Origin of the sequence: Paraburkholderia xenovorans LB400, assembly GCF_000013645.1 — a bacterium.
Classification (GTDB): domain Bacteria; phylum Pseudomonadota; class Gammaproteobacteria; order Burkholderiales; family Burkholderiaceae; genus Paraburkholderia; species Paraburkholderia xenovorans.
Window position 1 is genome coordinate 1,010,205 of sequence record NC_007953.1, and the last position, 26,390, is coordinate 1,036,594.

Annotated in this window: 24 protein-coding genes; 14 read left to right on the forward strand and 10 right to left on the reverse strand. The window is 60.8% G+C overall.

The window, feature by feature from the left end:
- Positions 1-213 precede the first annotated feature (213 nt).
- Both BXE_RS41310 and BXE_RS41315 read left to right on the forward strand, forming a co-directional pair.
- Positions 214-972, forward strand: coding sequence for an amidohydrolase family protein (locus tag BXE_RS41310; RefSeq protein WP_233518903.1), 759 nt, complete (start codon positions 214-216; stop codon positions 970-972).
- 366 nt (positions 973-1,338) lie between these two features.
- The gene (locus BXE_RS41315) at positions 1,339-2,157 is read left to right on the forward strand and encodes an IclR family transcriptional regulator (protein ID WP_233518902.1); all 819 of its coding nucleotides are present in this window, start codon (positions 1,339-1,341) and stop codon (positions 2,155-2,157) included.
- A 14-nt stretch (positions 2,158-2,171) separates the two neighbouring features.
- Here BXE_RS41315 and BXE_RS41320 read toward each other — a convergent pair whose 3' ends face one another.
- The gene (locus BXE_RS41320) at positions 2,172-3,095 is read right to left on the reverse strand and encodes a LysR family transcriptional regulator (RefSeq protein WP_011494099.1); all 924 of its coding nucleotides are present in this window, start codon (positions 3,093-3,095) and stop codon (positions 2,172-2,174) included.
- Between the two features lie 115 nt (positions 3,096-3,210).
- Here BXE_RS41320 and BXE_RS41325 point away from each other — a divergent pair, with 115 nt between their 5' ends.
- Positions 3,211-4,236: a zinc-dependent alcohol dehydrogenase family protein gene (locus BXE_RS41325; protein ID WP_011494100.1), complete on the forward strand. Its 1,026-nt coding sequence runs from the start codon at positions 3,211-3,213 to the stop codon at positions 4,234-4,236.
- A gap of 95 nt (positions 4,237-4,331) precedes the next feature.
- On the opposite strand, the gene BXE_RS45560 is transcribed toward BXE_RS41325, so the two are convergent.
- On the reverse strand, positions 4,332-4,487 hold the full coding sequence (locus BXE_RS45560) for a lipid II flippase family protein (protein WP_407668649.1): 156 nt from the start codon (positions 4,485-4,487) through the stop codon (positions 4,332-4,334).
- 188 nt (positions 4,488-4,675) lie between these two features.
- Here BXE_RS45560 and BXE_RS41330 point away from each other — a divergent pair, with 188 nt between their 5' ends.
- Genes BXE_RS41330 through BXE_RS41345 form a run of 4 tightly spaced genes read left to right on the forward strand, consistent with a single transcriptional unit; the run spans position 4,676 to position 8,521 of the window.
- On the forward strand, positions 4,676-5,515 hold the full coding sequence (locus BXE_RS41330; RefSeq protein WP_011494101.1) for an ABC transporter permease subunit: 840 nt from the start codon (positions 4,676-4,678) through the stop codon (positions 5,513-5,515).
- Entirely contained in the window at positions 5,512-6,255 is a 744-nt protein-coding gene (locus BXE_RS41335) for an ABC transporter ATP-binding protein (RefSeq protein WP_011494102.1), read from the forward strand. Before BXE_RS41330 ends, BXE_RS41335 begins: the two co-directional genes overlap by 4 nt.
- 35 nt (positions 6,256-6,290) lie before the next feature.
- Positions 6,291-7,295 (forward strand): NrtA/SsuA/CpmA family ABC transporter substrate-binding protein, encoded by a 1,005-nt coding sequence (locus BXE_RS41340; protein WP_011494103.1) that lies wholly within the window; start codon positions 6,291-6,293, stop codon positions 7,293-7,295.
- A gap of 11 nt (positions 7,296-7,306) precedes the next feature.
- Positions 7,307-8,521 (forward strand): acyl-CoA dehydrogenase family protein, encoded by a 1,215-nt coding sequence (locus BXE_RS41345; protein ID WP_233518901.1) that lies wholly within the window; start codon positions 7,307-7,309, stop codon positions 8,519-8,521.
- Positions 8,522-8,560: 39 nt separating this feature from the next.
- On the opposite strand, the gene BXE_RS41350 is transcribed toward BXE_RS41345, so the two are convergent.
- From BXE_RS41350 to BXE_RS41380, 7 genes are all read right to left on the reverse strand, one after another.
- A complete protein-coding gene (locus tag BXE_RS41350) occupies positions 8,561-9,622 on the reverse strand; it encodes an LLM class flavin-dependent oxidoreductase (RefSeq protein ID WP_011494105.1) in 1,062 nt (353 codons plus the stop codon).
- A 439-nt stretch (positions 9,623-10,061) separates the two neighbouring features.
- A complete protein-coding gene (locus BXE_RS41355; RefSeq protein ID WP_011494106.1) occupies positions 10,062-10,841 on the reverse strand; it encodes a citryl-CoA lyase in 780 nt (259 codons plus the stop codon).
- Positions 10,841-12,340, reverse strand: a complete 1,500-nt coding sequence (locus BXE_RS41360) for a class I adenylate-forming enzyme family protein (protein ID WP_011494107.1) — start codon at positions 12,338-12,340, stop codon at positions 10,841-10,843. The genes BXE_RS41355 and BXE_RS41360 overlap by 1 nt, the downstream gene beginning before the upstream one ends.
- Positions 12,341-12,442: 102 nt before the next feature.
- Positions 12,443-12,955, reverse strand: coding sequence for a carboxymuconolactone decarboxylase family protein (locus BXE_RS41365; protein WP_040123481.1), 513 nt, complete (start codon positions 12,953-12,955; stop codon positions 12,443-12,445).
- A gap of 247 nt (positions 12,956-13,202) precedes the next feature.
- Positions 13,203-14,468 (reverse strand): MFS transporter, encoded by a 1,266-nt coding sequence (locus BXE_RS41370; protein ID WP_407668655.1) that lies wholly within the window; start codon positions 14,466-14,468, stop codon positions 13,203-13,205.
- 220 nt (positions 14,469-14,688) lie between these two features.
- Positions 14,689-16,212: a bifunctional 3-(3-hydroxy-phenyl)propionate/3-hydroxycinnamic acid hydroxylase gene (locus tag BXE_RS41375; protein WP_011494110.1), complete on the reverse strand. Its 1,524-nt coding sequence runs from the start codon at positions 16,210-16,212 to the stop codon at positions 14,689-14,691.
- Positions 16,213-16,282: 70 nt separating this feature from the next.
- Positions 16,283-17,134 carry a fumarylacetoacetate hydrolase family protein gene (locus BXE_RS41380; protein WP_011494111.1) on the reverse strand — a complete coding sequence of 284 codons (852 nt, stop codon included), beginning with the start codon at positions 17,132-17,134 and terminating at the stop codon, positions 16,283-16,285.
- A 149-nt stretch (positions 17,135-17,283) separates the two neighbouring features.
- Between BXE_RS41380 and BXE_RS41385 the strand changes: the two genes are divergently transcribed.
- Positions 17,284-17,841, forward strand: a complete 558-nt coding sequence (locus BXE_RS41385; protein WP_011494112.1) for a VOC family protein — start codon at positions 17,284-17,286, stop codon at positions 17,839-17,841.
- 169 nt (positions 17,842-18,010) lie between these two features.
- Here the strand turns inward: BXE_RS41385 and BXE_RS41390 are convergent, their stop codons facing one another.
- Positions 18,011-18,766, reverse strand: a complete 756-nt coding sequence (locus tag BXE_RS41390; protein ID WP_011494113.1) for an IclR family transcriptional regulator — start codon at positions 18,764-18,766, stop codon at positions 18,011-18,013.
- Between the two features lie 234 nt (positions 18,767-19,000).
- Between BXE_RS41390 and hmgA the strand changes: the two genes are divergently transcribed.
- The 6 genes from hmgA (at position 19,001) to BXE_RS41420 (ending at position 26,381) form a co-directional block, all read left to right on the forward strand.
- On the forward strand, positions 19,001-20,365 hold the full coding sequence (gene hmgA / locus BXE_RS41395; protein WP_011494114.1) for a homogentisate 1,2-dioxygenase: 1,365 nt from the start codon (positions 19,001-19,003) through the stop codon (positions 20,363-20,365).
- Complete coding sequence (gene fahA / locus BXE_RS41400; protein ID WP_011494115.1) at positions 20,352-21,740, forward strand: fumarylacetoacetase; 1,389 nt, start codon at positions 20,352-20,354, stop codon at positions 21,738-21,740. Before hmgA ends, fahA begins: the two co-directional genes overlap by 14 nt.
- Complete coding sequence (locus BXE_RS41405; RefSeq protein ID WP_011494116.1) at positions 21,733-22,806, forward strand: branched-chain amino acid ABC transporter permease; 1,074 nt, start codon at positions 21,733-21,735, stop codon at positions 22,804-22,806. The genes fahA and BXE_RS41405 overlap by 8 nt, the downstream gene beginning before the upstream one ends.
- 1 nt (position 22,807) lies before the next feature.
- The gene (locus BXE_RS41410) at positions 22,808-24,598 is read left to right on the forward strand and encodes a branched-chain amino acid ABC transporter ATP-binding protein/permease (protein WP_011494117.1); all 1,791 of its coding nucleotides are present in this window, start codon (positions 22,808-22,810) and stop codon (positions 24,596-24,598) included.
- Positions 24,595-25,410 carry an ABC transporter ATP-binding protein gene (locus tag BXE_RS41415; protein WP_011494118.1) on the forward strand — a complete coding sequence of 272 codons (816 nt, stop codon included), beginning with the start codon at positions 24,595-24,597 and terminating at the stop codon, positions 25,408-25,410. The genes BXE_RS41410 and BXE_RS41415 overlap by 4 nt, the downstream gene beginning before the upstream one ends.
- A 104-nt stretch (positions 25,411-25,514) precedes the next feature.
- On the forward strand, positions 25,515-26,381 hold the full coding sequence (locus tag BXE_RS41420) for a PDR/VanB family oxidoreductase (protein WP_233518899.1): 867 nt from the start codon (positions 25,515-25,517) through the stop codon (positions 26,379-26,381).
- Positions 26,382-26,390 lie beyond the last annotated feature (9 nt).

The window sequence follows — 26,390 nt, forward strand, 5'->3', positions numbered from 1 at the left end:
GGCACGCGGGAGACAGCGTGCTGTTTGAGGCAATGCCGATGCGTTTGCGCCCGGGCTTGTGCCTGGCAGTTGGAATCGCCCGTCAAACCGGGCACCTCTCTGGTAATCAACATGACCATCAATAGAACCCCTCCGCGCGCGAACCCTCGCGGATTCCGTCGGGACATCAGCGCGCCGTCCTTTGCTCTTCCCCCAGGCGCGTGCGACGCGCACATGCACATCGTCGGACCCTTCGAGCGGTATCCGCTGCGTGAAACGCGCTCGCTACGTCCGCCCGAGTCGACATTCGACGATTACGTCGCGATGAAGCAGGTGACCGGCATTGAACGCAACGTCATTGTCCAGCCCAGTTTTTTCGCGAAAGACAACGCCTGTACGCTGGATTCTGCTGAGCGGATGGGCGATCAGGCACGGGCGATCGTGGTGGTCGACAGCGACGTCAGCGAAGAGACGCTTGCTGCGATGCATGCGCGGGGTGCGCGGGGCGTGCGGTTGCAGCGGGTTGTCGCGGGCGGCACGAGCGTCGATGAAATCGCGGAAATCGCAGCGCGGATCAAGCCGTTCAACTGGCACATCCAGCTCTTCATCGATGCGGAGGATGTCGAGGCACTGGCGCCGCGGCTGCGTCAATTGCCGGTGGACGTCGTATTCGATCACATGGCGCACGTCTACCGGGAAAGCTCCACCACCTCGGCCGGATTTCACGCGGTTCTCGATCTCATCGCGTCGGGCAAGGCGTGGGCCAAGCTTTCCGCATGGCGCTTCGCGGCGGACAACGCGCATGCGCCTGCCCTCATCGCGGCCAACCCGGAACGGATCTTATGGGGAAGCGACTGGCCCCACGTATCGTATGAGGAAGAAGTGCCCGACGATGGGCGACTGTTGGACCAGCTCGCCGAATGGGCGCCTGACACGGCCACGCTGCATCGCATACTCGTCGATAATCCGGCGCGGCTTTATTTCGCCGCTTAAGGGAGCACTGGGAAACGGCGAAACACTCGCCGATACCCGCGGGGACGCCTGACATTGCCTGATGTCACGCGGCCGGCGCGAGTCCGGGCCACCGGTTTTGCATTGGCCACTGAAGCAGGGCCGGCGTTTCCGGTCGCGCTGATGCCTTATCGCATGGCGCGCGGACACAATGCGCCGGGCCCCGCCACCCCCACGAAAGGCCCGTATAAAAACAGCACTTCGCTATAATTGGCGGCCTTCATCCACTCAGCCACGTCCGAAGCCAACGCTTCAAACGCCGGTACACAGCGACGGCGTGACAGCCCGATGCGGCCCGGATCCGGCCACCATGCAGAGATGACCACCAAGAAAGCGGACACAAAAAGCGTGACCACTGCAAAACAGTATGAGACGACGCGCTCTCCCGCGCGTGTACTGCAAGTGATCTACGAACTCGCGACCAGTGCGAACGGCTTGTCGCTTGCCCGCCTCGCGTCGTTGACGCATCTTCCGAAAACCAGCCTTCTGACGTTGTTGCGCTCGCTGGAAGCTTCCAATTACGTGGTCAATATTTCGGGCATGTATCGCCTCGGCTCGGATACCTACGCGATTGCAGCGGCGATCGCCGCCAAGGAGCGTTTCCTGCCGACAGTGCGTCCTCCGTTGCAGGTTCTGTTTTCCGAAACTGGCGAGACAGTCCAGATCGGCATCCTTGCGCAGGACGAACAACTGGCCGAAACCATCGAGATGATCGAGACGCGCAAACCCGTCCGCTTCTCGTTGCCGGTCGGACTGCGCCGCCCGCTTCACTCAACGTCGATCGGCAAACTGCTTCTGGCCTATCAGCCGCCCGAATGGATCGACGATTTTCTGGCTCACACCGAACTGGTCTCCTTCACGCCCCATACGATTACCGACGCTACCGATCTGCTCGCGGAACTGGCGAGAATCCGGCAAATCGGACTGTCCATTTCACACGAGAGCATGTTCGAGGACATGAGCGGAATTTCAGGCGCCATCTGGAACGAAACCGGTCGCATGGTGGCCGGTATCAGTGTGACAGGGCCTACGTACCGCCTTCGCAGCAACGAGGCACACATTCGCGAACTCGTGCGGGCCGCCGCCGAGGATGTATCGCGCCGGCTTGGCTATACGGGCACGTACCCCTGTCTCGCCGCCAACGTGGATGAAGCCGGGCAGGGTTAGCGCGCGTCCCGTATTCACCGCGTCGATCGGGACTGCGCTTTCGAGTTCAAAACATTTACCGGAAATAATCGCTCGCACAGGAAGTCGATAAACACGCGCAACCTGGGCGCGAAATGCTTTCCCGAAGGCCACATGATTCGAAACATCGTGTCGGCTTCAGAGCAACTGGGCATCACATGAATCAACCGGCCAGCAGCGAGATGCTGCCTGATCGCGAAGTCGGGCAGGTAGGCAATTCCCAGTCCTTGTAGCGCGAAGAAAATCCGGGTTTCGAGATTGTTGCAAATAATCGCGGCCGACAATTGAAGGTCCGCTGTAATCTCGTCCTGATCGAGTGGCCACACTTGCAACTTGCCGGTGTTCGGGTAGCGAAACTGAATGCATGCATGCTGCGACAGGTCGCTGGCTGTCTCGGGGGTACCACATCGGGCCAGATAGTCGGGCGACCCCACCAGCAACATGCTGAACGAGCCAAGACGGCGTGCTGTCAGGCGCGAGTCTGGCGCATCGCCACTTCGGATGACCGCGTCAAAACCTTCGTCAATGACGTCCACCCGGCGGTCCGTGAATTCAAGATCGAGATCGACGTCCGGATACGCCTGCTTGAACTGCGCCATCACCGACAGAAAAGGCTCGGCCACCAGTGGCAAACTGACCTTCAGGCGCCCGCGAGGGCTCAGGTTGACCTGTGATAGCTCTGCCTGCGCCGCTTCGATCTCTCCGAGTATCCGGCGGCTACGCTCCAGAAACAGCCCGCCTTCGGCCGTCAGCGCGACGCTGCGCGTACTGCGATGGAACAGGCGTACGCCGAGCTGCTCTTCCAGCGCGCTGACCCGTTTGCCGACGGCCGACGCGGAGATACCCAGCAGCCGGCCTGCAGCAGCGAAACTGCGTGTCTCGGCCACCTGCACGAATACGTTGATGGCACTGCTTTCCATAAAGCCCCTGATTGCGGAGGATCGACTCCGTACAGAGCGGAACTCTACCCTACTTATTCCCGAATGCAGAACTCCCTAGCATTGAGCTTTCTTCCATTGAGCAAGCAGGTTCATCATGAACAGCACCATGAATCGCTGGGAAATCCCGTCGCTGGGTCTCGATAAACTTGTGCGACGTGAAGTGCCCCGTCCGGTACCGAAGGCGGGCGAAATCGTCGTTGAAGTCAACGCGGTCTCGCTCAACTATCGCGATGCCGAAGTGGCCGAAAACGGCATGGGCAACGCGCTGAGTTTTCCATTCACACCGGCTTCCGACATGGCCGGCCGCATCGTCGCAGTGGGCGAAGGCGTCACGCGCTTCGCGGTCGGCGATCGGGTCATTTCGGCCTACATTCCGGGTTGGATAGATGGTGTGCCGCTATCGTGGACGGTAGCGCCGACCCAAGGCGGCCCGATCCCAGGGGTGCTCGCGCAATATGTCGCCGCGCCGGCCGAATGGTGTGTGCGTGCCCCGCGCACCTTAAGCGCCGTCGAAGCCAGCACGCTGCCGGTTGCGGCGCTGACCGCATGGATGGCCCTGGTTGAACTGGGCAACCTGCATGCAGGCCAGACCGTCGTCGTGCAAGGCACGGGCGGCGTATCGCTGTTTGCGGTTCAATTGGCTGCGGCTCACGGCGCGCGGGTGATTGTCACGAGCGGCAGCGACGAGAAGATTGCCCGGGCGATCGCCCTCGGCGCACGTCATGGGATCAATCGCAACACGACGCCCGACTGGCAGCACGCGGTGCTCGAACTGACTGGCGGGCGCGGCGCCGACCATATTCTGGAAATGACCGGCGGCGACAATGTCGAGCGCTCCTTGCAAGCCGTCGTGCAAGGCGGACGCATTTCGGTCATCGGCCTTCTGGACTCGGACCGGCTCAGCCTGCCCATTCTTTCACTACTTGCCAGCCGTGCCTCGATTGTCGGCATCGCCGTCGGACCGCGCCGCGCGCTCGAGGACCTGGTGCGTGCCGTCGATCTGCTGGGAATCAGGCCGGTCATCGACGCCACCTATGCGTACTCGCAGGTGCCGGAAGCCTTCGTGCATCTGCGACGCGGAGCGTTCGGCAAAATTGTGGTGCAGTTGAGCGAAGCATGAACGCGCGTGCAAACAGAGCTTCGACCCCATGACGAACTCCATGAAATCCGCAGCGGCCATGCCCGCCAGAAGAAGCGCAAAGCGCATGCGTTGGCTCAGGCGCTCATCGGCACGGGATAAGCAATATCAAGCTCAACCCGCTTCGCCATGAACGGTCCTTGAAAGGAGTTCGCCGTCCGGGAAACCAAGGTGATGATCCCGGACAGGAACAATGACACGGCGATATGCGTCAGAACTGAAAAGCAAAGCATAAAAAACTGTTTGCCATCGCAATACCCGTCGGCCTCTAATGACAGGCTCGCCTTCGCGAGGCATCACCCTTTTGCCGATAGAGATTTCGCTATCCGGATCGCTGGGCAAATTAATCCGCCCTGAGGTGTGTTGACCGTACTGGCTCCATCTCGGAGCAGTCCTTTTTCGTGGCTAATCTGGGACCGACATGGCTGACGTCACTTATTCCCGCAAGAGCTATGTCGCTTCGACCCGGTTGTACCTCGGGGTTTCGAAAGGTGCGCTCTACAGGTGGCTTTCGTGGATCGTTCCCGCGCTGGTGCTGGTGCTGTGGCAAGTCGCGGCACGCGTCGGACTGATTGCCCCTCAGGTTCTTCCAGCCCCAAGCAGCGTCGCGGCGACCGCGCTGGATCTGGCCAGAAACGGCGATCTCTTCGTTCACCTCGGCGTTTCGCTGTTGCGTGCCGCTGCGGGTTTTGCAATCGGCGGAACGATCGGACTTGCGCTCGGTGTCCTCGTCGGCTTCTCGCCGCTAGCGCAGGCGCTACTGGATCGCTCGATCCAGATGGTGCGCGCCATTCCTTTCCTCGCGATGTTGCCGCTCGTCATCGTCTGGTTCGGTGTCGGCGAGGTGGCGAAAATCTTTCTGGTCGCGCTCGCGGTACTGTTCCCCATCTACATCAACACCATGCTTGGTATTCGCCAGATCGATCCGAAGCTGATGGAGCTCGCGAAGGTCATCGGGTTGGACCGAACTGCGGTCGTGCGACGGATCATTCTGCCCGGTGCGATGCCATCAATCCTGACGGGCGTGCGTTATGCACTCGCTCATGCGTGGCTCGCGCTCGTCATCGCCGAAACGCTCGCGACGACAAAAGGCATCGGCTTTCTGGCCATGGATGCCCGCGAATTCCTCCAGACCAATGTCATCGTATTGACCATCGTCATCTACGCGTTCATCGGCGTGGTGGCGGACGCGCTGGTGCGGCTGCTTGAAGCGCATTTCCTCTCATGGCACGCGAATTACGCCAAAGGAGTGCACAAGTGACCCTTGATTTTGCACTGTCCCAGGATGCCGCCGTTCCGGCTTTCACCGAGGAGCCAGTGAACCCGTCGCCACTCGCCGTATCGGTGCGCGGCCTGCAGCGCCGCTACGGTGCCCGTGTCGTCATCGATGCGCTGGATCTCGATATCCGCGAAGGCGAATTTGTCGCGCTGCTCGGGGAAAGCGGATGCGGGAAGACCACTCTGTTGCGTGCGCTGGCCGGGCTCGATCTGCCCGACGCTGGCCAGATCCGCGCGCCCGAACGTCCTTCCGTCGTGTTCCAGGAGCACCGGCTGCTGCCTTGGGCGACGCTGTGGGAGAACGTCGCGCTCGGTCATGAAACGACAGTCGGTCGTGCCGGGGCGGCGCGTGCGTTGGCCGAAGTCGGGCTTTCCGGCCGGGAAGACGACTGGCCGCGCAACCTGTCGGGGGGTCAGGCGCAACGCGTGGCGCTGGCGCGCGGCCTCGCCCGCGATCCCGCATTGCTGCTGCTCGACGAACCGTTCGCGGCGCTTGACGCGCTCACGCGAATCAAGATGCACGGACTCGTCAAGGAACTCGTCGCCCGCCATCACCCCGGCGTGCTGCTCGTGACCCATGACGTCGACGAGGCGCTCACGCTCGCCGACAGGATTCTTGTCATGCGCTCGGGGCGTATCGCTGCTTCCTTCCAACCCGAAACCCACACGCCGCAGGCACTGCGGTCGATTCTGCTCGAAGAACTCGGCGTTCAGTCTCTCTGAGCGCTTTTCTGCATGACTCCAAGGACCTGACAAGGATGAACGATTCTTCGCTGAGCCGCCGCCAACTGTTGCGCGCGGCGGGTGGCCTGCTGGCCGGCGCCGCCGCCGGCAGCCTGTTTCCGGCTCGCGCGGCCGAGCCGCGCAAGCTGACACGCAATACCGATACGGTTCGTGTCGGATGGGGATACGGTAGCCTGCCGGACATTGCCAGGCAGCGCGGCGTGTTCGAGAAGACCCTGGCTGCAAAGGGCATCAAGGTCGAATGGGTCGGGCCGTTTCCGAATCATGCGCCGTCGATTCAGGCAGTCGTCGGCGGCAGCGCGGATTTCGGCTTCTGGGGATCGACGACGCCGGCACTGGCCGCGATGCTGGCCGGCTCACCACTCGTGTTCAATGCGTTCGACATCTATTCGCCGCGCTCGACCGCGATCATCGTGAAGAAATCGAGCGGTATCAATTCAGTTGCCGACCTCGCGGGCCGCAAGGTCGCGATCAACCGGTCGGGATTGGGTGAATTCCTGCTGATTGCAGCGCTGGAGAAGAATCACATCGACCGCAGCAAGGTCGAGTTCGTCTACCTGAATCCGCCCGATGCCGCGCCGGCGTTCGCGCAAGGCGTAGTCGACGCCTGGTCGATGTGGTCCCCGGCCGTGGATATCGCACGCTATACCAACAACGCCAAGGACATTTTCAACGAAGGACGCGACCTCGATTTCCTGATCGATTACAGCTCCCTCGTAACGCGCCGAAAATTCACCGAAGAGAATTCCGAGCTGATTCGCGCAGTAATCGATGCGTACTACGTCGAAGGCGCGTGGCAGTCGGCGCATTCTGCCGAATCCGAGCAGCTCGTGCAGAAGGAAGCCAAATATCCGGACCAGGTGCGCGACTATCTGACGAGCCTGAAGCGCGTGAATCAATTCCACGAGCCCGACGACGCCGCGTTCATCGCGCAGTTCCAACATGCCGCCGACTGGCTCGCGGAACGCAAGATCATCAACTCGCGAATCAGGGTCGCGGATTACAGCGTCAAGGTTTGATGAGACACGCCATGGGAATCACGCTTGTCTCGCCATTGTCCGCAACACTCGGCTTCGCTGAGACCATCGCCCATATCGCATTGACTGCGGCGGAGCGGGAACGGAATCACCGTTTGCCGCACGAGGAGATCGCGAGGCTCAAGGAGCTCGGCTTCGGCGCGCTGCGCCTGCCGGTCGACGCCGCCGGGCGAGGCGTGTCGTTGAGCGGGCTTTTCGTCGTAGCGCGCGACGTTGCGGCGGCGGATTCGAACATCGCTCACGCCTTTCGCAATCATCTGTGGCAAGTCGAAGCAGCGCTCAGACGCCCAGATCACCCGTTCCATGCGCACGTTCTCGATCTGACGAGGAAGAAGAAAACCGTCGGCCTCAGTTTCACCGACAGCGACGCCGTGGCGGCCGGCGCGCGTCCGAGCCAGGTGCTGAGCCGGCTCGAATGGGACGAAGCGCGGCGCGTATATATCGGCTCGGGCGAGAAGGTCTACGCGACCGGCAACCTCTACAACGACGCATTCGTTGGCCTCGCGGTGGAAAGCCGTGAGGGCAGGACCGTGCAATACGTGTTCGACCGGGGCCGGGGCGTCAGCAACGATGATGACTGGCAGGGATTCGGTCAGCGCCTGACGGGCTCAGGCACGGCGAAGTTTCATGCAGTGACGGTGCCCGCGGCTCATGTCTATCCGACAGACCCACCGCGAACTGGCGATGCAGCGCCTTGGGGATACACCTTTCACCAGGTCTATCTGACCAGTTGCATCGCAGGCATCGTGCGGCGGGTGGCGTTGGACGCCGTCGAGGTGCTGCGCGCCCGCGGGCGCAATTTCTATCACGGCGATGCTGCGCATCCCACCGACGAGCCTGTACTGCAAACGCTGCTTGGCCGGATTCGCGCCTATGCGGCCAGCGTCGAGGCCACTGCTGATCGCGCTGTGGCAGCGCTTCAGCGCGCCTGGGATAGCTATGGAACAGCCGACGAATATGACACTACGCTGGCCGCCACACTCTCGGCGGCGGAAGCCAAGGTCGTGATCGACGATCTCGCCCCTCAGATTGCCAGTTGGCTGATCGACCTTGGGTCGGGCTCGGTCGTATCTCGCGTGGGCGCGCTGGACCGGCATTGGCGCAACATCAAGGTAATTGCTTCGCACAATCCGCGCCTATACAAGGAACGGCTACTCGGACAGAACCTGCTGACCGGACAGCTTCCGCCCACTGGCGCGTTCTTCTGATCGCGCACCCCGTCGCGCGTGATTCGGGACCGGCTGCGCTCAGTGCGAAAGGAGCCGGTGAACGCGCGGCACGACCTCTTCTGCAAAGCTGCGCATGTCGGCTTCGAAAGGCTGGAACTGCAGCATGAAGAGTTCGATGCCCGCCCGGTGAAACGCGGCAACGCGCTGCGCGACGGCGTCGTAATCGCCAACGAGCCCCGCGGCCGTGCCGCCATTCGAACCGACACGCGGCGATTGCGCGAAAGTCTGGTGCATCACGGCTTTCGGATCGATATTGGCCTTCTGTCGCTCGCGTAGCGGCTTGTCCAGCTCGGCCAGCGCGAATAGATGCGCGAGGTGAGCCTCGGCCCGCGCCTGTGTTTCGTGCGCGATCACGAAGGCCGACAGACCGAAACGCAACGCATCCTGCCCGGCGGGACGCGCGCGAGCGGATACATCGGCGATCAGACGCGCGACGTCGTCGTGCGGCTGACCGTTGATGAACCAAACGTCGCCGTGCGCCGCGACGAGTTCGCGCGCCGGCTCCGACTCACCGCCGACATAGATGCGCGGACGCGCGCGAAACGGGTCGGCGGGACGCAACCGATATTCGTCGATACGAAAGTTCTCACCGTGATGATTCACGACTTCGCCGCGCAGCAGCGCAGCGACGACTTCGATCCATTCGCGGCCGTACGCGTAGCGCGCATCGTGCTCGGGAAAGCCAATGCCGGCACGTTCGAGCTCCGGACGATTCCACGCGTTCACCAGGTTGATCGCAAAACGCCCGCCACTGATGTGCTCGATCTGCTGAGCCATCTTCGCGAGCACGACCGGGTGATAGAGATAGGGCTTGATCGCCGTGATGATCTCGATGCGCGACGTGAGCGCCGCCAATGCTGCCGATGCGGTCCACGCCTCGAGCTGGTCGAGCGAAGGGTCATGCGGATTGATCGTGTGTTGGGCGACGAGCACCGAGTCGTATCCGAGGCGCTCGGCCTCGAGGACGAGGGCCTTGTTGCGAGCCCACGAGGCGTCATAGGGTTCTGCGGGATCCTGCAACGCAGCGCGGCTGCCGTGCACGAGTGCCCAGACGCCGAAGCGCGGAAGTTTGGCTGACATCGCTTTGATACGCGGTGAAGCGGAAGAGCAAAACGCGCATGTTAACCCTGCCCGCGCGCACAGCCTTCCAATTTCTATCGATATAGAACTGACGGAAAGGCATTAAGGTCCACGTTGCATCCGCTTCAATTGCCCGGCGGAACCGCACCTTCGAGCGCATCGCCTGCTACGGGCGTCCATCAAGGTCCGCCGGGCTTGGCGGCGACTCCGGACGGGTAAAGCGACACCCGAAAGCCGGATAGTTTCGCTAGCGTCGGTTGGCCCGTGATTGCGAGCCATGCATCGACGTGTCCGAAGCAATGATTCATATCGCAACGGGTAGCCTGCTTCGACGAAAAATCGCTTAGCCATGATTTTTCAAAGGGCTCGTATCTGAGTCACCCTTGAAATATCGTTGTTGCTCGTCCCCGCTCGCCTTGTCACGACAAGACCCATGAAATCAGTCTGTGGGGTGCCCGGCCGCCATTGCACCATCGACCAGACTCCAGATAAAGCGGCCCGATGGTTCACGCTGCTCTTCCGCGACGTGAGCAATCAGTCCGGCAGCACGGCTGAGTACCGCAAAGCCGCGCATCAGCGCGGCGGGAATACCGATGTCACCCAGTATTGCGGCAATAGCACCGGTTGCATTTATCGTGATATGACGTCCCGATGCTGCGTCCACCTCGATCGCCAGTCGTTCAAGGGCGCAGCAGCGTGAGCCGTAGGTGCCGACCTCGCGTGCTAGCGCGAGCAGCGCAATCGCACGTGGATCGTCCGGACGGTGCAGGTGGTGTCCGAAGCCCGGCACCGGTTCCCGGCGGCTCCGGAAATCGCGCGCAATGGTTCGCGCCTCGTCGGCGCCCTCGGCGTTTGCACCGACGATCCGGTCCAGAAGCTCCGCAGCCGGCTCCATCGTGCCGACGAAACGGCTGGCCACCGCTAGCAGGCCGGCGGCAACGGCGGCCTGGAGATTTTCGGGCGAGCTCGAGTAAATCATGCGCGTCGCAATCGCGCTGGGGGTCATGCCGTGTTCCATCAGCGTGACCAGCACAGCATCGACAATACGGCGCTCCGCGGCGGTCGGCACCCTGCCGAATGTCTGTTTCATGAATACGTCGACGAAGCTGGCCTGACCGAGCAGATCGCGCACAAGGTCGTCGTCGCCGTAATACACCGCCTGCGTCGTGTGATGGCTCAACGTAGTGCGAGGCGTATGCGTTTTGTCAGAGGAGTTCATCACTGGCCTCGCCTGTTAAGGATGGTATTACGGACTTCTGTCTTCAGAACCTTGCCCACGGCGCTGCGCGGCAACGACTCGAACAGATGCACATGCCTGGGCGTCTTGACCGGGCCCAACTCGCGCCTGACGAGGGCAACCAGATCGGCGGTATCCACTTGCATGCCCGAGCGCAGTTGCACTGCGGCATGAACCGCTTCGCCCCACTTTGCATCCGGGACACCCACTACCGAACAGTCGGCCACGGCGGGGTGCGCCGATAGCACCGCTTCCACGTCGCTGGGGTAGACATTAAAGCCTCCGGTAATGATCACATCGCGGATGCGGTCGCGGAGAAAAAGGTAGCCTCGTTCGTCGAAGACCCCGGCATCGCCCGTGCGCAACCAGCCGTCGACAAGCGTCTTGCGTGTTTCGTCCTCGGCCTTAAGGTAGCCGCTCATCACCAGATCGCCGCGCACCGCGATCTCTCCCTGCTGGCCTGTCTCAACAGGCTCGCCGTCCTTGTTCATGATGGCCACCCTGGTGAGCAGCGATGGCCGTCCCACGGAAGTCAGCGTATCGCCATTCATTTCGGCCGGCGGTAAAAACGTAATGATCTGAGGTGCTTCCGTTTGCCCGAACGTGGTGCACAGCACCGGGCCAAACACCGACTGAGCGTCGCGGATCTGTTCCGCGCGCATCGGCGCGCCGCCATACACAAGATATCGGAGGCGTCGTAGCAACCGCGGCGACCGGCGCTGCTCTTCCGCAAGGGCAACGATCAGCGTGGGGGGCGCGAAAAGAATCGTTGCTCCGTGAGCATCGGCTGCGTCCAGCAGCGCGGCCGCCTTTGCCTGCTCCGGGGGGATGATCAACGCACCGCCAACGCCCAGCAATGGCAGCAGATACGTCGATGTGCCATGCGACAGCGGCGCGGCAACCAGATACCGGTCGTCAGGTTTCAGGCCAAGCTCATGGATCTGCGTGGCGATATTGGTATTCCATGCCCGCAACGGCTGGATCACGCCTTTTGGAAATCCGGTCGTGCCGCCGGTGAACTTGATCGCCTGCGGTTTATCCATCGCGACGCCACCACTCGAGCGCGGGCCCATCACGACCGCGCCGACGTCGCCGGCCTGCTGCGTCAGTGACTCGAGCGAGCGCAGCGCAGCCGTCGTGCCGGATAGTCGATTTTGCATCTCCGCATCTGCTAGCACCAACGACGGTTCGACGAAGTCGAGAATGCGACGCAACTCTGGATCGCCATTGCGCGGATTGAGCGGCACCCATACCTTTCCGGCTGCAAGCACAGCCAGAATGGCAATCAGATGATCCATGCCATTGGACGCACCCACGCATATCCGGCCGCCGCGCACGGGATCGATTTGGGTCAGCGTGGCCGCGCGATCGAGAACCTGAGTTCCCAGTTCGCGAAAACTGAGGTTGCCGCCAGGCCCGAAAACAGCCGTCCGGTTCGGATACCGATCAACGGCACGCCACAGGAAATCGATGGGATACATGCGCTTGTTTCTCCACGAGCGGCCGAATCGACACGGGCAACGGCAATCACCTTTGTAGCGGTGAACGCATTTCTTAATGATTCGAATGTTCGAACACAATCACTAATCGTGATCGACCTGCAGCGCCTCGAGAAAACGCGAGACCATATTGTAGGCGGCGATCGTCGCGGTCAATTCGACGATTTCCCGTTCGCCTAGATAGCGTTTTACCGGGTCAAAAACTTCATCTGTCACATGAACATTCTTCGTCATCATGTCGCAATAGCACAGGACGGCGCGGTCGGTGTCTTCCAACCCCTCCAGATCGTCCACTTGCAATGCGTCGATCTGCGCTTCGCTGAGACCCGCGGCGAGCGCAATCGGCCGATGCTGCTGGAATTCATAGGCCGCCCCATTGACAACGGCAATCCGCATGATGACCAGTTCCCGTATGCGCGCCGGCAAGCTGGACTTCTGCCGGATCGCAGTCAGGAATGCAAGCCAGCCTTCAGCGACAGGCGGGCTGTGCAGCAGCATCGAATAAAGATTGAGGAGTTTGCCGCGTTCGGCAACGATGCGTGTGGCGAGCGGCGCAATGTCGGGCGAATGCGTGTCGGGGTATGCAATGCGGGCCATCGGAGGTCTCGGATTGATTGGAATAAAGACATCAGCTTTTGTGGTCATTCAAAGGCCGTGCCGCTTTTACGTCAATGACGGCGCTCCCGAGCCGCTGCGGGCCGCCACCTCAGTGCCGGCGACGACAGGCGTTTCATCCGGAGCGAGCAATAGTGCCGATTCGCGATATCGCAGCCATCCTCCTTAAGACAGTGCGGAATGCGACCAGCGGCTGTTTCTCGCTTGGCCGCCCGGCCAGCCTTCCAGATCACGTGGCATTTCTCTTCCCCCCGCCCAGCTGCGCGACAGGCAACAACAGGCTTGCTGCCAGCGTGATCACCGATGCGCCGATCACGTAGTAAGCCGGAGCAGAGAGAGAACCCGTCTGGCGAATCAGCATGGTTGCCGCGAGAGGCGCGAAGCCGCTGAACAGCATCACCGACGCGTTGTACGAAAGCGCAATTCCACTGAAGCGGATCTGCACCGGAAAGAGATCGGCGAGAACCGAGGCCCACGTGCCGCTAGCCAGCGAAAACACAAGAGCGGCCAGTACGAATAGCACGACGGGGTCGACGGTATGCTTGACGAGCGCTTGATAGAACGGATAGGTCAGGACGACGAGTAGAGCAGCCGAAGCTCTCAACAAATAGCGGCGCGGTATTTTGTCGCCGAGCCAACCCGCGGCAAGAAGGCCGCACGAACTGACAACGAGGTAGGCGTTCTGCGCGAGCGCGGCGGTCCGCGGCACGTAATGAAGCTGCTGGACAAGGTAAGCGGGCATATGGCCGTACAGAATGCCATTGATGCCGGCCATCACCGCAATTGACAATGCGCCTACCGCTACCCTCTTGCCGTGGTGACGCAACGTTTCGCGGAAAGGTTGCTTCTCGACTGCGCCACGCATCTCCTTGAATTCGGGTGACTCGTCAAGGTTACGCCGCATCCACCAGGACACGACTCCGCACACGCCGCCAAACAGGAAAGCAATCCGCCAGCCATACGCGGCTGCATCGGCCGCGGTCAGCCAGGTCTGTATCCCGAGGTTCACCAGCGTTGCCAGCAACACACCCGTATTGACTGCACAGATAATGATTCCCGCAGCTAGTCCAGCGCGCCGGGGCGCGGCTTCGACCGCATAGGTGACTGCCCCCGGCATTTCCCCGCCAACGCAAAAACCCTGCACCAGACGCAGCAAGATGAGCAGAATAGGCGCAGCAAGGCCCCAGCTTTGATAGTTCGGCAGCAAGCCGAGACAGATGGTCACCGTGGTAACCACGATAATCGAACCCAGAAAGACGGGTCGACGACCATAACGATCGCCCCAACTGCTAAGCACAATCCCGCCAAACGGTCGTATCACGTAGCCAATTGCAAGAACGGAAAACGAAAACAGCAGGCTGATGACCGACGATGCATTGGGAAAGAACTGCGCCGCGATGAACTGCGCAAAGAACCCATAGACGATGAAATCGTAAAACTCGAGCGAGCCGCCAAGGCTCGCGATCAGGATCATCTTCCACTGCGCGCGTGATATTTCTCCGGACTCCGGATGACCGGAAACGCCAATCTCATTTCGAGCGATGTCCACTTGCTCCTCCAATATTGTTGTCGGCTTTTTTGCCGCTAATCGTTCACCGTCCTGAAGACCGTTTCTATCTCCATGAGAGGAGCCGTAGTGCCGGCCTGACTTCTTCCTCCAGTCACTTTCCGTTGCCGTCCGACCCGGAGCGCAAATAGTCGCCACAGTCGTACTGTCATACGCCTTCTGTCTGCCGTCTCGGCAATGCACTCTCAATGAGAGACTCCAACGATTCGATGTTGCGGGCAATGCCATGCACGTATCGATCGGGCCTTACGAGCACGGCGACGGCGCCAAGTGTGCCAAGCCAGCTGCGAACAGGTTCGCCGCCATCGGCAACGACGCTCAGGTTCGCCTGCGCAACCAGATCCGTGATGTCATCGAGCTGTTCGCGATACTCCGGCAACAGCACCAGTGCAAAGCGGTAGCCCACTGCATCGTCCAGCAACCGGCCGTCTGCGAGCCGCGGTTGATGTGAAATGGTGCCGCCAGTTCCGGTTTGTCCGGCAAGCCAGGCGCCCGGTCCGAGCGCCGGCTGCGGAGTCACGAAGTTGCGGATCGAGTCACTGCCCTCTCCGTCTCCCATTACCACGAGGTCCGGGTCCGTCGCCTGAATGATCGCTCCAAACTGCACGGCCGTTTCGATGAACTCCCGCACATGCGGCGAACGCTCCGACTCGAGCGTGTCGAGCAGCTCATCGGATGCGTCGCCGCGAAGTACAGTGCCAAGCTTCCATGCCAGATTGGATGCATCGCGGATGCCGGCGGACATTCCCTGACCCATGAAGGGCGGCGTCTGATGCGCAGCATCACCCGCCAGCAGGAGCCTGCCGCGGCGCCATCCGTCCGCCACGACCGAATGAAATGTGTAGACCGCCGAGCGCTCGAGCCGTGCATCGGCTGGCGAAATCCAGCGCGCAAGCTTGTCCCACAACCATTCTGGCGTTCCGACCTGGCTCGGGTCATCGCCCGGCATCACCATGATTTCCCAGCGGCGCCGGCTGCCAGGACCGCGCGTATAGGTAGTCGGGCGGGCAGGTTCACAATATTGAATCGTGTAGTCGCCCAGATCCGGGCGTGGTGTATTGAGCAGAACGTCGACCACCACCCAGCGCTCATGTGACTTCAGGTCCGTGAGTTCAGTGCCCATGAAACGTCGCACGATCGAGCGGGCTCCATCACAGCCGACGACATACCGTGCCGTTGCACGACCGAGCTTGCCACGGCTCATATCCTCGAAGCGCACCACCACGCCGTCAGTCGCTTCGTCGAGCGCAAATGCTTCATGGTGCAGACGGACATCAACGCCAGCCTGCTGCGCGAGACGCTCACGCAGGGCGACTTCCAGATCGGGTTGGTGGAATTTATAGCTCGCGCACCAACCCTGCGGACCGATACCGGCAGGACGCGTCCAATCGATCAGGAGCTTGCCCGCCCCATTCAAAAACCTCACGCCCAGCGCAACAAACAGATTCGGCAATAGCGTCCCGGCAATGCCGATCGTCTGGAACACACGCATGCACTCTCCGTCGAAATGGACCGCGCGCGGCAGCGCAAAAATATCCTTGTCGCGTTCCAGCACGAGCACGCGCAACCCTTCAATGGCAAGCAGATTGGCAAGCGTGGCCCCGGTAGGACCAAGCCCGATGACGGCGACGTCGTAATCGCAAGCATGCTTCGAGGTCATTTTTTCTGACATATCTGGATTTGCTGGATGAGACGCCGGCGCAGCCGGCAGGCAGATCCGGCACGGCGGCCATCAGGTCGGGTTAGGCATCTTCAGCAATCGGGTTGGACAGCACACCAATGCGATCGACTTCGACTTCCGTCACGTCACCCGGCTTCATGAAGAGTGGCGGATCGCGCCTCGCGCCCACCCCGCCAGGCGTACCGGTTACGATCACGTCGCCCGCAGAAAGGGGAGTGAAGGTCGACAGATAGGCGATCAGTTCCGCAAAACCGTGAATCAGCATATCCGTCGTCGCACGCTGCATCTCGTTGCCGTTCAGGCGCGTGACCAGCGTCATCGACGCGCCGGGTTCGATTTCATCGCTTGTCACCATCCACGGACCGAACGCGCCGGTGCGATAAAAATTCTTGCCGGGACCCCACTGCCCTGTATGACGCTGCCAGTCGCGGATCGACCCATCGTTGTAGCAGGCGTAACCTGCAATGTGTCTCCATGCATTTCGCTCCGCGATACGGCGTCCACCCTGCCCGATGATGATGGCGATCTCGCCCTCGAAGTCGAATTGCTGCGACTCGGGCGGGCGCAGCATTGCTTGCCGGTGGCCGACCTGCGACGGTGGGAAGCGCATGAAGATCGCCGGATTCTCCGTATTCTCGCGACCCGTTTCCTTGATATGGTCGGCGTAATTAAGACCGACACAGAAAATCTGCCCGGCGTTGGGAATGACCGGCAACAGCGTCACGTCTGACAGCTGGAAATCACCTTGACCCGCGTCTATCACCTGCGTGGCCTGGGCAAAGGCGTCAGCCGCAATGAATGTCTTCATGTCGGGGTAACGGCCATTCAGGCGCTTGCCGAGATCAAACACCGCCTGATCGCGGACGATGCCGAACGACGGACCTTCACGAGTCGAAAAGCTGGCGAGTTTCATAGTGCTCCGGAGACGGGAAAGGAAGTTGCCAAACGTTTAAGATCAGACCTTAAGTTAGCGTTTTTATCGTATAGTGATAATACGTAGATCAATGTAGCGGAAAAATACGCTGATCTGTATAAGGGTTTATCATAAATAGGAGGGACGACATGAAGGGCGCAACGCACGGGTTAACGCTGAACCACATGGGTTTTTACGTACACGACATGGCGCGTATGGAGGATTTCTATACGCGTGTACTTGAATTCACGGTGACCGATCGCGGCAAGCTGGAAACGGCGCGCGGCACGGTGCAACTTGTATTCTTGAGCCGCGACCCCACTGTCCATCATCAGATCGTGCTCACCACGGGCCGGCCTGAACATCTCGCATTCAATCCGATCAACCAGATCTCATTTGAAGCAGATAGCCTCGCCACGCTGAAGGTTTTCTATCAAAGGTTCGTGTCCGAAAAGATGGAAGAGATCACCCCGGTCACACATGGCAATGCAATCTCGTTCTACGCGCGCGACCCCGAAGGCAACCGTCTGGAAGTGTTCATTGATACCCCTTGGTATGTCGATCAGCCGATGCGCGTGCCCGTTGACTTTGGCCTGTCCGACACTGAACTGATGATTACCGTGGAACGCCACGCGCGCACGTTGCCCGGCTTCAAGCTGCGCGGCGAATGGGAAGCGAACATGGCGGAGCGGATGGGCCTGGCATGAACCGTGGTCCCGGTCTCACACGAGCAGTGCGAGACGAATCTTTCGTTGCCGGTTCGAGGTTTCTGCGCCCTGTATCGGCCACGGCAACGCAGTACTCGTTTTGTGACCGCAAAAAAGCTGAACGAGGCGCAACGCTCGCTCGGCTTCCGTCGCGCCAGCCACTTCTGTTTCAGCCCTCGATCACTGCGCGCGCGCGCTGGGAAGTGCGTGCCGCGGCCTCCTGGATCGACTCGATAAGCCGGCTCAGGTTGGCGAAGTCCAGGCGCGGCGTTGGAATCACCAATGCAAGTGATCCAACTGCCTCGCCGGAATCGTCGGTGAAAAGCGGCGCTGCAACCGCAGACACGCCTTGCGCCAACTCATTCCTTGACAGATAAAAACCCGCCCGCCTGATCTTCAGCAACGACGAGCGAAACTCATCCAACGTTGTCCCGAGTCCGCTTTGCGCGATGTCGTCGCTACGTTGTTCGAACAGGGTCGCGAGTTTGGCTTTCGGAAAGGTAGACAGAACGACTTTCGGCGCTGCGCCGAGAAACAATGGCCGGGGCCGGCCTCGACCGTACCGGAGGTCGAGCGTTGCATCGCGCGTCTCGCGATGCGTATCGACGAGTTCGTCGCCGTACCAGCGTGACATGACAACGTCGAACCCCGAATGCTTGCTCAGCTCATTCATGATCGGCTGTCCGACGGCGAGCAATTGATCGGAAATTCTCTGATAGTAATCGAGCTTGATGATGCGAGGGCCCAGACCGTACTCTCCCCCCGAAAACCGCACCAGCAAGCTTGAGTCGACGAGTTCACGCACATAGCGATAGGCCGTTGGAATAGAGCAGCCGAGTTCGGCCGCGACGTCCTCTGCAGAAAGGAACGGTTTGCCTTCCGAGAGCACCTCAAGTATAGATAAGAGCCGAGTGATGCTTGACATCTGAGCGGAGGATTCCCATAAGTGACGCCGTGATTATATCGAGGTCAGTCTGTGGCTGATTTCTGCTTCCTTTCTGCTTCCCTTTGCCTGAATCAATCGCAATCCGGCCGGCGTCAGGGAGATCGATAGTCGATTGGACACTCGATCTATACATGATCGACCGTTGCGCTTATATTCGACCCATCGCAGGCTGCGGGACTCGCCAAAGTAACGGCTAAGGCTCAGGGGACATGCATGAATTCGAAATTGAGCGTTGAACGCGAAGTCCGGGACACGGCGACGCGCACGAGGCTGACGAATGAGCTGACCTATCAAACGGGGTTCGGCAACGAGTTCTCAACTGAGGCAATCAGCGGCGCATTGCCGATTGGACAGAACAATCCGCAAAAACCCGCATTCGGACTGTACGCGGAACAATTGTCGGGCACGTCATTTACCACGGCCCGCGCGACGAATCTCAGAACCTGGATGTATCGGATACGACCTTCGGTGCTGCAAGGGACGTATCGGCTTATTCGCAAGGACTCCAACGCTCTGGCGCCGCTGGACGTTGCACCGCTGCCTGAAGCGCAGCGATGGAACCCGCAACCGCTGCCGGATACGCCGGTCGATTTCGTAGACGGCTTAAACACGCTCGCGATCAGCGGCGACCCCGCTACCCTTTCCGGCGCCGCCGTGCATTTGTATGCGGCAACCATCGACATGGACCGCAAGGCGTTCGTGAATACCGATGGCGAGATGCTTATAATCCCGCAGCAGGGAACGCTATGCCTCATTACCGAATTAGGCATGCTAACCGCCAAACCGCGCGAGATCGCGGTGATCCCGCGGGGCCTGAAGTTCGCGGTTCATTTGCCGGACGGCCCAAGCCGCGGCTATGTCTGTGAGAATCATGGGAGTGCTTTCAGGCTGCCTGATCTCGGCCTGATCGGCGCGAGCGGGCTGGCCAACCGCCGCGATTTCCTGACTCCGGTCGCGCGATTCGAAGACAGTGATGCCGCACACGAACTCATTGCCAAGACAGGCGGCCAACTGTGGTCGACGACGCTCGATCATTCGCCATTCGATGTGGTCGCCTGGCATGGCAACGTCGCGCCTTACAAATACGACCTCGATCGTTTCCAGTCGATCGGCTCAATCTCATTCGACCACCCCGATCCGTCCATTTATACCGTGCTGACTTCGCCGTCCGACACGCCCGGCACGGCGAACGCGGATTTCTGCGCGTTGACGACGCGCTGGGCGGTGGCGGAACACACTTTTCGTCCGCCTTATTTTCACCGCAACGTAATGAGCGAATTCATGGGCCTGATCTGCGGCGCGCACGACGCCAAAGCAGGCGGGTTTGTTCCTGGCGGAGCAAGCATCCATAACGCGTTCACCCCGCACGGGCCCGACGCCGAAACCTACCGCCGCGCGCGCGATACCACTCTCGAACCTCACAAGATCACGGAATCGATCGCGTTCATGTTTGAAACGCGGCTGCCCCTGCGCCTGACCGCCTGGGCCGTGCAAACGCCACAACGACAACACGACTACCAGCAATGCTGGTCGGCGCTCGCTAAACAGTTCGATGGAGACCGCCATGCAACTGAATGAAACACACGACGTGGCATTGACGAGCTGGGTCGAAAGCGCGAACGCACCCGGTTGTGACTTTCCAGTCCAGAACCTGCCGTTCTGCTCGTTTCGCAAAAGAGGCTCGGGAGAGTCCTATCGGGTCGGCGTGGCGATCGGTGACCAGATCGTCGATATACGCGCGTCGCTCGCCGCCGGTTCGTTCAATGGCAAAGCCGCGGAAGCTGCACGAGCCGCTGCGGATGCGCAGCTTAACCGGCTAATGGAACTCGGCCATGCCGCATGGTCTGCGCTGCGGCTCGAATTGTCGCGGAGCCTGAGACACGATGCGCGTCACGCGACACGCCATGCGATCGTCCTCGCGGCACAAGGAGACGCCGAATATGGGCTCCCCGTGAAAATCGGCAACTTCACGGATTTTTACTCGTCGCTTCATCACGCCCATGCATGCGGGATGCGGTTCCGTCCTGACACGCCGCTGTTTCCAAACTATCGATGGATGCCCGTGGCCTATCACAGCCGCGCATCATCGATTCGAATCAGCGGTCAGGCGCTGCGCCGCCCGCAAGGTCAGTCAAGAACTGCCGGCTCGGATATCCCCGCGTTCGGCCCGACGCAAAAGCTCGATTTTGAACTGGAACTCGGTGTGTATGTGGGAGCCGGCAGCGAATTAGGGACCCCCATTCCAGTCGATGAAGCCGAACACCATCTGTTTGGCGTCTCGCTTCTCAACGACTGGTCCGCTCGCGATCTGCAGCAGTGGGAAGCTACGCCCATTGGACCGTTTGCATCGAAAAACTGGGGCTGTTCCGTGTCGCCGTGGGTGGTGACGCTCGAGGCGCTGGAGCCATATCGGCTACCGTGGTCGCGAACAGCCCAAGACCCGGCGCCGCTGCCGTATCTGAACGGAACCGCTCACGCGAGCCGCGCGCATCTGGACATCGATCTTGAAGTTCATCTCCATACTGCGAAAATGCGCAAGGATGGAGATCCGCCCTCCCGTCTGACGGCGTCCAATTCGCGGCATCTCTACTGGTCCGTTTTCCAGATGCTCGCGCACCATACATCAAGCGGTTGTGACTTCGCGCCGGGCGACTTTTACGGCACCGGCACGCTTTCCGGGCCGCAGCCAGAACAGGCAGGCTCGCTGCTTGAATTGTCGTTTAACGGAAAGAAAGAAGTGAAGCTCGCCAACGGCGAACGGCGCGCTTTCGTTGCCGATGACGACGTCATCATCATCCGGGGCGCGGCCGACAAGCCCGGCGCCGCGCGAATCGGCTTCGGCACGTGCGAGGCGCAAATTCTGCCGGCACTGCCGTTCCCGTTGCCGTCTGCCGAATTGACCCCGCCAACGGATAGGGACGCGACGGGCAGAGGACGCACACAAAATGCCTGACGGGACGACCATCGCATTTCTGTTGCAGGACGGTCTGACTTCGGGCGTGGTCTATGCGCTGGTCGCGCTGGCCATGATCCTGATCTTTTCCGTCACACGGGTCCTTTTCATTGCACAAGGTGAATTCGTCGCCTTCGGCGCGCTGACGATGGCGTCGCTCGAGCAACGGCAGATTCCGGGCACCGTATATATCCTGCTGATCTTCGGCGCCTGCTGTGCGGCTTCCGATTGCTGGGCAATCCTGCGGCCCGGGGCGCGCATCGCCGCGCAACCGGCATCGTGCACGCGACACCTTGCGCGGATTGCCTTCCGTGATCTGGTCATACCGGGAATGATCGCAGCGCTCGTCGTATTGCTGGCGCCATTGCATCTCGGCCAATTGGTGAACGCGGTGCTGGCCGTTGCGCTTGTGACGCCGCTGGGCGCCATGACCTACCGGCTGGCCTTCCTCAAAATCGCTGACGCGGGGCCACTCGCGCTACTGTTCGTCAGCGTGGCAGTTCACTTCGTTCTTCTCGGGATAGGCCTTAGCGTATTTGGCGCGGAAGGCTGGCGCACGCAGCCGTTCCTGCGCTCAGGAATTACCCTTGGCAATTTTTCGATCCAGGGACAAGTGATCGTCGTGTGGTGCGCCAGCGGATTGATGCTGCTCTCGCTGTGGCTGTTCTTCTCCAAAGCCTATCTCGGTCGGGTGCTCATCGCGACCGCCCGAAACCGGCGCGCGGCCAAGCTAATGGGCGTGCGCCCGGAACTTGCCGGCAAGGCGGCGTTTGGCGTTGCAGCGGCAATCAGCGCGCTGTCGGGAATCCTGATCGCGCCTTCGATTACCGTCTACTACGACTCCGGCTTCCTGATTGTCCTGAAGGGACTCGTCGCGGCGGTGATCGGCGCTATGTCGAGCTACCCACTGGCGGCGCTCGGGGCGCTTATCGTCGGCGTTACCGATTCATCGGCCGCATTCTTCGCAAGCACGTTCAAGGACACGATCGTCTTCCTGCTGCTAATACCGTTCCTGCTGTGGATGTCCGTGCGCGTCGGCCGGGTCGCCGAAGTCGATGAGGAATGATATGAAGAGAAAATGGCTCGTCGCGGTTGGATGCCTGGCGCTTGTGGTCGCTCCGCTCGTGCTCCCGGATTTTTACACCACTTTGCTCATCTATACAGGACTTGCCAGCATTGTCGTGCTGGGACTGGTCGTGCTGACCGGCGTAGGAGGCATGACCTCGTTCGGGCAGGCGACTTTTGTCGGCCTGAGCGCTTACACCACGGGCGCGATCTCAACCACGCTCGGATGGTCGCCCTGGGTCACGCTGCCGATAGCCGTGCTCCTGACCTGTCTGGCTGCAGCAGTGATCGGTCTGTTGACCGTCCGTTTGTCAGGTCACTACCTGGTACTCGGCACAGTTGCATGGAGCGTGGGGCTTTATTATCTGTTCGGCAATCTGCCATTTCTGGGTGGCTACAACGGTATATCCGACATCCCGCCGATCACCTTTTTTGGGTTTTCGCTCGCGGGTTCCCGCCCGTCTTATTACCTGATATGGGCCGTCGTCGCTGTCGCGGTGGTCTGCACCATGAACCTGCTCGATTCGCGCACGGGCCGTGCCATCCGTTCACTGCGCAATCCGGTGCTCGCCGAGAGCTTTGGCATTGACATCTACCGGCTTCGACTGCCGGTGTTTATCTACGCGGCGTTCCTCGCAGCCATTTCCGGATGGCTGTATGCCCATTATTTCCGCTTCGTCAATCCGGCACCCTTCGGCTTCGACGGCAGCATCGATTACGCATTCATGCTGGTGCTCGGGGGCGCGACCCAGGTATTCGGCGCGATAGTCGGCGCATTCGTGCTCGTGGTCGGCAAGATGCTGCTTCAGATCGGCCTGACGCATGTCCTTCCGGGGCCGGTACACTGGGATCAAATCTTCTTCGGCTTGCTTATCATTGGATTATTCCATCATGCGCGCTCGGGCATCCTGTCGGCACGTCGCATGGGCGCAGCCAGTCCAGATAATCACGAGGCCGACACGGAGGACACTGTCTGGATCCCAGCGGAAATCCCTTGCCGGTTTTCATCATCCCAGGCCAATGCACTCGCGGCGCAACCGTCGGCCACGCTGCGCGTGGAGAAGGTGAGCCGACGTTTCGGGTCGCTGCTTGCGGTGAATGGCGTGAGCTTTGACGCGGCGCCGGGACAGGTCGTCGGTGTAATCGGACCGAACGGAGCGGGTAAAAGCACCCTCTTTAACCTGATCGCGGGCACGCTTTCCGTCGACCAGGGCGAGGTCTGGCTAGGCGAGCATTGTCTGAGCCGCCTCAGCCCCCATCAGGTGATACGCCATCGTGTCGCGCGCACTTTCCAGCACGTGCAACTCCGGCCCGGGCAGAGTGTGCTCAGCAACGTCGCGCTGGGTGCGCACTGGCTCGGCAGAAAGGGCTTTATCGCGTCGCTGCTGCGCCTCGACCGCCACGAGGAACGCATGCTGAAAGCGCGGGCCATGGCGGCCATCGAGCGCGCGGGGCTAAAAGACGTCGCCTTCGCCGATGCCCATACGCTGCCGCTCGGCCGCCAGCGTGTGGTGGAGATCGCGCGGGCGCTAAGCGCGTCACCGTCCGTCCTGCTGCTTGATGAACCTGCCGCGGGGCTTCGGCATCAGGAAAAACGGGCGCTCGGCGCATTGATCCAGCAGTTGCGCGAAGAAGGGCTTACCGTGCTGATCGTGGAACACGACATGGAATTCCTGATGGATCTGGTCGATAAAATAGTCGTGGTAAATTTCGGCACCAAACTATGCGAGGGGATGCCCCAAACAGTGCAAAGCGATCCGCAAGTGATCGAAACTTATCTGGGAGCAGAATGATGAAAGCGGCTGTACTTCATGAGATCGAGCCGCCGTCGTCAGCCGTCCCAGCCGCGGTGGAAAAACCCTATGTCCTCGAAGTGAACCGGCTTTGGGCCAGCTATGGGCGAATTGAAGCATTGCGCAACCTTTCTCTGCGGGTGCGCGCGGGACAGATCGTCACCATCGTGGGGGCCAACGGCGCGGGAAAGTCGACCCTTCTAAATGCCCTGATGGGCACCATGCCATGCAAGGGCGAAATGTTGTATGAAGGGCAGTCGCTGCACGGAAGCTCGATTGAAGAGCGCGTGTTTCGAGGTATCTCGCTCGTGCCGGAGACCCGGGAACTGTTCCCCGATATGTCCGTGTACGACAACCTTGCGCTCGGCGCATTCACATCCTACGTGCGCGGCGAGCGCAATCTCGCGCAACAGATCGGGCCGGTCTTCGAGCGCTTTCCTCGCCTGCGCGAGCGCCGCAATCAGAATGCCATGACCCTGTCCGGTGGCGAAAGGCAAATGCTGGCGCTAGGCCGTGCGCTGCTGTCCCGGCCGCGCTTGTTGATGCTCGACGAACCTAGCCTGGGCCTCGCGCCGCTAATCGTAAAAGATATCTTCGAGATGATTGGCGGACTACGCTCGACGGGCGTGTCGATTCTTCTCGTCGAACAGAATGCGCGCGCGGCGCTCAAGGCCGCCGACTACGCGTATGTGATGGAGAACGGAGAAGTAAAACTGGAAGGCGCAGCGAGCGAACTCATTAATGACGCCTCTGTCATTGGCGCCTATCTTGGACGGCGTAGCGCCTCGCCTGGATCATCCAGACCGGTATAGCCAGGAATTACAGAATGCAAATGTTCAAGGTCGTAGTGAATCGGGTAGACGAACTAGCCGCTGGCATCAGGTCGTACGAACTCGTTGCGGAGCCGCATGCAACGTTGCCGCCGTTCGAGGCTGGCTCGCATATCGACGTCATCACGCCAGCAGGGCATACGCGGCAATATTCGCTGTGCAATGATGAACAGGAACGGCATAGGTATGTCATCGCGGTCAAGCGGGAGCCTCAATCGCGCGGCGGCTCCGCCTCGATGCACGACACACTGACCGCGGGCACGACGTTGACGATCGGCTATCCGCGCAACAACTTTGAGCTTGATGCGCACGAACCCGCGGTCATCCTGCTGGCGGCCGGTATCGGTATTACGCCGCTGCTCGCCATGGCCTTTCGTCTAGGCACCCAGGGCCGCACGTTTGCGCTGCATTACTTCGTGCGCGGCGACGAGCATATTGCTTTCAGGGATATCCTGTTGTCGCCGCGCTTTTCGCGTTGGGTCGAGCTGCATCGTGGCCTCGACGCCGCAGCGACACGCGCGACGCTCGCGAAAATCCTGGCGGCGCCTCCCGCAGGTGCCGGCGTCTATCTCTGCGGCCCATTGCCGTTCATCGAGGCGGGTCAGCAATGCATGGCCGGCAAGTCTGGGTGCAACCTGCACGTCGAATACTTTGCAGCGCCCCCTCAAGCGCCGCACGACGGCGACCAGCCGTTCGAGGTGATACTCGCCCGCACCGGCAGAACGCTTGTGGTCCCGCCCGGAAAATCGATCGTGGACACCCTGGCGGACGCCGGAATCCACGCCGACGTCTCGTGCGAGCAAGGCGTATGCGGCACCTGTATCACGCCAGTACTGGGCGGCGTGCCCGATCATCGCGACGTCTATCTGACGGACGAGGAAAAAGCATCGGGTAAGTGCATGATGATCTGTGTATCGCGCGCGCGAGGAGCGCGTCTCGAGCTTGACCTGTGATCCCCGGCA